Source organism: Candidatus Infernicultor aquiphilus (assembly GCF_002784285.1).
Taxonomy (GTDB): domain Bacteria; phylum Atribacterota; class Phoenicimicrobiia; order Phoenicimicrobiales; family Phoenicimicrobiaceae; genus Infernicultor; species Infernicultor aquiphilus.
The window spans coordinates 1,181-5,967 of the sequence record NZ_PFKO01000167.1; the positions used below are offsets into that span (position 1 = coordinate 1,181).

General features: G+C 38.1%; 5 protein-coding genes. All 5 read left to right on the plus strand.

The features are described from left to right. Positions 1-986 (plus strand): FGGY-family carbohydrate kinase (locus COZ07_RS04600; protein WP_406607410.1); only part of this gene is annotated, 986 nt, incomplete at its 5' end. Between the two features lie 287 nt (positions 987-1,273). Continuing rightward, on the plus strand, positions 1,274-2,548 hold the full coding sequence (locus COZ07_RS04605; protein WP_406607411.1) for an ABC transporter substrate-binding protein: 1,275 nt from the start codon (positions 1,274-1,276) through the stop codon (positions 2,546-2,548). Positions 2,549-2,618: 70 nt separating this feature from the next. Beyond that, entirely contained in the window at positions 2,619-3,530 is a 912-nt protein-coding gene (locus COZ07_RS04610) for a carbohydrate ABC transporter permease (protein ID WP_406607412.1), read from the plus strand. Positions 3,531-3,544: 14 nt separating this feature from the next. Then, positions 3,545-4,072 (plus strand): carbohydrate ABC transporter permease, encoded by a 528-nt coding sequence (locus COZ07_RS04615; protein ID WP_406607413.1) that lies wholly within the window; start codon positions 3,545-3,547, stop codon positions 4,070-4,072. Then, positions 4,062-4,787: carbohydrate ABC transporter permease (locus COZ07_RS04620; RefSeq protein WP_406607414.1), on the plus strand; the 726-nt coding region annotated here is incomplete at its 3' end. The genes COZ07_RS04615 and COZ07_RS04620, both read left to right, overlap by 11 nt.

Here is a 4,787-nt window from a genome sequence, read left to right on the forward strand (position 1 = left end):
TTTTTGATCTAAAGAAACGAACTTGGTCAGAGGAGATGTGCGAGATACTGGGTATCCCTAGGTCCATGTTACCCCAGCGAATTGTAAAATCTGCCGACATTGTGGGTAAAATTACCAAAGAAGTCTCGAAATTATGTGGTTTGTTGGAAGGAACACCGGTGGTAGCTGGTGGTATAGATGCACCCCTGGCTTCTTTGAGTGCAGGTGTTTTAGAAGAAAGAAGCCATGTGGCTATGGTGGGGACCTCTATATGTTGGGGGGTCGTTCATAAAGGACAACATCTATCTCCTAAATTAGTAAGTTTTCCCTATGTGGCTTACGACGACCAGATGATATATACCTTTGGTGGAGCGGCAACAGCAGGTGGTATCGTTAGATGGTTTAGGGATCAATTTGGCGATAAAGAGAAGGAAGTCGAGAGAAAATCGAATATCTCTGCTTATAAACTCTTAGATGAACAAGCAGTAGAAATTTCTCCCGGAGCAGAGGGACTTTTATTATTACCGTATTTTATGGGTGAACGTTCACCGATATGGGATCCTGATGCCAAAGGAACCATCATAGGTTTGACCTTATACCATACCAGGAAACACGTTTACCGAGCAATTTTAGAAGGAGTGGCTTATTCTCTGCGCCATAATATAGAAGCAGGATTAGAAAGTGGATTAGAGTTGGCAGAAGAATGTATTATGGTAGGAGGGGCAACGAGATCTCAATTGTGGATGAAGATATTTTCGGATGTAACTGGATATCCGATAAAAACCCTGGTACAAAATGTGGAGGCTCCTTACGGAGATGCCTTACTAGCTGGTGTTGGAACAGGTGTTTTAGGTTCCTACGAAAGCATAAAAGATTGGGTACGATTTGATAAAACGATCTATCCTGATCAAAAAGCGAAAAAGATATATGATCAGTATTTTATAGAATATAAGAAGGCATACGAATCTTTGAAGGATACTATGAAAAGGTTAGGCAAGATAAAGTGAAATGCATTCTTCAAACTGGACCTTTATAGGTCTTGCTAGGGTGGGTCACAAGCATTATTTAATGTAGGGGCTTGATTTATCAAGCCCGAATAAAACGGGTTGGATAAATCCGACCCCTACAATAGTTCAAAAAAACAGATATGGGAAAATTAGTCAGCTTTGCCGGGAGCCTAAAAAGACTTATAAAGGGAGGTGAAGAAAAAATTTAATTAACCAGAAGAAAGTTACTCTATTAACTTTAATTAATTCTATAATATTATATTAATTTTTAAAGGAGGTTTGTATCTATGAAAAAATTATTCACTATTTTTCTTTTTGTACTTCTTCTTTCTGTAACAGTTAATGCAGCTGCTAACATGGAAATTACTTTCTGGACTCACGAAGACCCCAATAGAACGGAAATTGAAGATAGATATATTGCTGAATTTGAGCAGGCCAATCCAGGAGTTACCATCAAGAGAGTTACCAGTGCTTCAGGAAAAATTCAAGAATTGGTTCTCACTGCCTTTGCTGCTAATCAAGGTCCGGATATCTTCAATATGTCTATTGAGGATGAATATGCTTATATAGTAAATGAACGCCTTGCTGCTGTTGATTTTGAAGCTGCCGGTTATCCCAGTCTGAAAGCAGTTTACGATGCTTATGTTCCGGGAGTATTAGACCCAGTGACTTACAAAGGGAAACTTTACGGGCTTCCTTTGGAACTGACCAATTGGTGTATCTTTATTAATAAGAAGGTATTCAGGGACGTTGGGCTTGATGTTGAGAAAGATTATCCCAAGACCTGGGAGGAAATGGTAGAAGTATCAGATAAGATAGCTATACGTGAGGGAGAGATACTTAAAAGAAGAGGATTTGACTTCAGATATCCCTACTATCTGGTTGCTATGGTCCCTATGGTAGAACAACTCGGAGGTAAACTAATCAGTGATGATGGCAAGACAGCAATTATTAATGATGAAGCCTGGCTTAATTTTTTAAAGTTTATGCAGGAATGGGGACCTAGCGGTAGAAATCTTGGTTCACCAACTTACACCAATGCCAGGACACTTTTTAATAAAGATAATAATGATATAGCCATGTGTACTACCGGCCTCTACCAGGAGGGAAGAATTAGAGCAGATAATCTTGATTTTTATAATAGTGGAGAATGGATGGTCGTCCCCTTCCCGGTATTTAAAGACGCAGTAAAAGATGTACCGTGTGCCTATTATGGACATTATTACATGGTTAACGGCCAGAAACCAAAGGAAAATCAGCAAATGGCCTGGAAATTTGTTGCCTATATGCTCAGCCATCCTGAAGAATATCTGACCAAAGTCAATATTGTCCAGCCTACAGTTGAACTTATGAATTCAGAGACCTATAAGTCTATGCCTTATTCTGATGTGTTTACCAATGATATGGCTAAAGCTCATGTGGTATACTATGGTGAAAATAGTGCAGAAATTCAGGCACTCATCAGAGAAGCAGTTGAATCTGTTATGTTGGCTGGAATTTCACCGGAAGATGCATTGAAAACATTAAAAAGAAAAGTTCAGGAAGTGCTCGAAGAAGGATAATAGTTTAATTAATCTACAGGGCTAGGCTATTAGCTTAGCCCTGTTTTTATCATAGTAAGGAGTATAGTTGATGAGTAGACGGACACCAAGCTATAGCATTGAACGAAAAAAATCTCGTTGGGGATGGATATTTGTTACTCCTACTCTTATCTTTTTTTTACTCTTTAGCTTCTATCCGATTTTCAATGCCTTTTATACCAGCTTATTTAATAAAAAGCTATTATCGTTGAAACCACCTGATTTTATTGGTTTCAATAATTATAGTTATCTTCTGAAATCTCCCGATTTTTGGAATTCCATCAGAGCTACCTTAGTTTTTACGCTGGGAACTTTTGCACCCTTATTAATATTTAGTCTTATATTTGCTATTTTTATAATGTCGCGTAAGAGATTTCAAAAGTTTTTCCAGATAGCTTATTATTCTCCGGCGGTTTTGTCATCTGTAGTGGCGGCAGTAATTTGGTTATTAATCTTTGATCCCCGGGGGTTGGGTAATCAGTGGCTAAACTTGATTATGAATACTCCTGGAATTGACCACAAATGGCTGGCTAATTCAGTAATGGTTCAAATGTCTACTATGCTGGTATATTTTTGGAAATATGTGGGGTACTTTACTATAATTTTTATTGTAGGATTGGCCTCGATTCCTCAAAGTATCTATGAAGCTGCAAAAATAGATGGGGCAAATGATTGGAAAATTTTTTGGTATATTACTCTTCCGCTTTTGAAACCAACCACTATTTTAGTTTCAATTATGTCTATGCTCCAGTGCCTGAAGACCTTCAGTACCCAGTATTTATTTACTCAAGGGGGAGCCCCCTTAGCTCCCATAAATGTAATAACTTTAAATGTTTATAATACTGCCATAAGAGATCACCGGATTGGAAGAGCAAGCGCTATGAGTATTGTTCTCTTTATTATTATGCTGTTCCTTACCTGGCTACAATTTAAATCTTCCCGGGCTGATGAAATTAGTTATTAAGGAGAAAATTTATTATGGACTATAACCTGACCAGAAAAAATAATAGAATTTCTAATCAATCCTTAATAATAGATCTATTTATTTGGGCCTTTCTTATCCTGGCGGCTCTGTTTATTCTTGCTCCTACCATATTTATGTTTACTGCCTCTCTAATGCCGGCGAACGATATCCTAAAAATGCCCTACCGATGGATACCTAAAAGTTTTTACTGGCAGAACTACTGGCAAGGTATAAGAGGAAATGATGGCAGTTTTATATACATCAGGAATATTCTAAATTCGTTCATAGTAGCTTCGGTGGTATCGGCCACTACAGTAATATTCTCAGCCCTGGCCGGTTTTGGTCTGGCTAAATATTATTTCCAAGGTAGAAACCTGGTCTTTATGATGATTATGGCAACTATGATGATTCCTTTTGAAGCCATAATGATCCCCCTTTATCTGGTGACCACTAAATTAGGACTTCAGGATTCGTATGCTGGATTAATAGCTCCCTTTTTACTAAATGCCTTTGGTGTTTTTCTGATGAGTTATGGACTATAACCTGACCAGAAAAAATAATAGAATTTCTAATCAATCCTTAATAATAGATCTATTTATTTGGGCCTTTCTTATCCTGGCGGCTCTGTTTATTCTTGCTCCTACCATATTTATGTTTACTGCCTCTCTAATGCCGGCGAACGATATCCTAAAAATGCCCTACCGATGGATACCTAAAAGTTTTTACTGGCAGAACTACTGGCAAGGTATAAGAGGAAATGATGGCAGTTTTATATACATCAGGAATATTCTAAATTCGTTCATAGTAGCTTCGGTGGTATCGGCCACTACAGTAATATTCTCAGCCCTGGCCGGTTTTGGTCTGGCTAAATATTATTTCCAAGGTAGAAACCTGGTCTTTATGATGATTATGGCAACTATGATGATTCCTTTTGAAGCCATAATGATCCCCCTTTATCTGGTGACCACTAAATTAGGACTTCAGGATTCGTATGCTGGATTAATAGCTCCCTTTTTACTAAATGCCTTTGGTGTTTTTCTAATGAGACAACATTTTATCACCTTTCCTGATGAAATACTGGATGCAGCTAGAATTGATGGGGCGAGTGAGCTGATGATCTTCGGAACAATCATTCTTCCTAATAGTATACCAGCTATGGCAACTTTGGCAATTCTTACTTTTAAATCCCAATGGGATAATTTATTGTGGCCCTTGCTGGTGGTACAGAGTGAAGAGATGAAAACCATACCTTTGTAT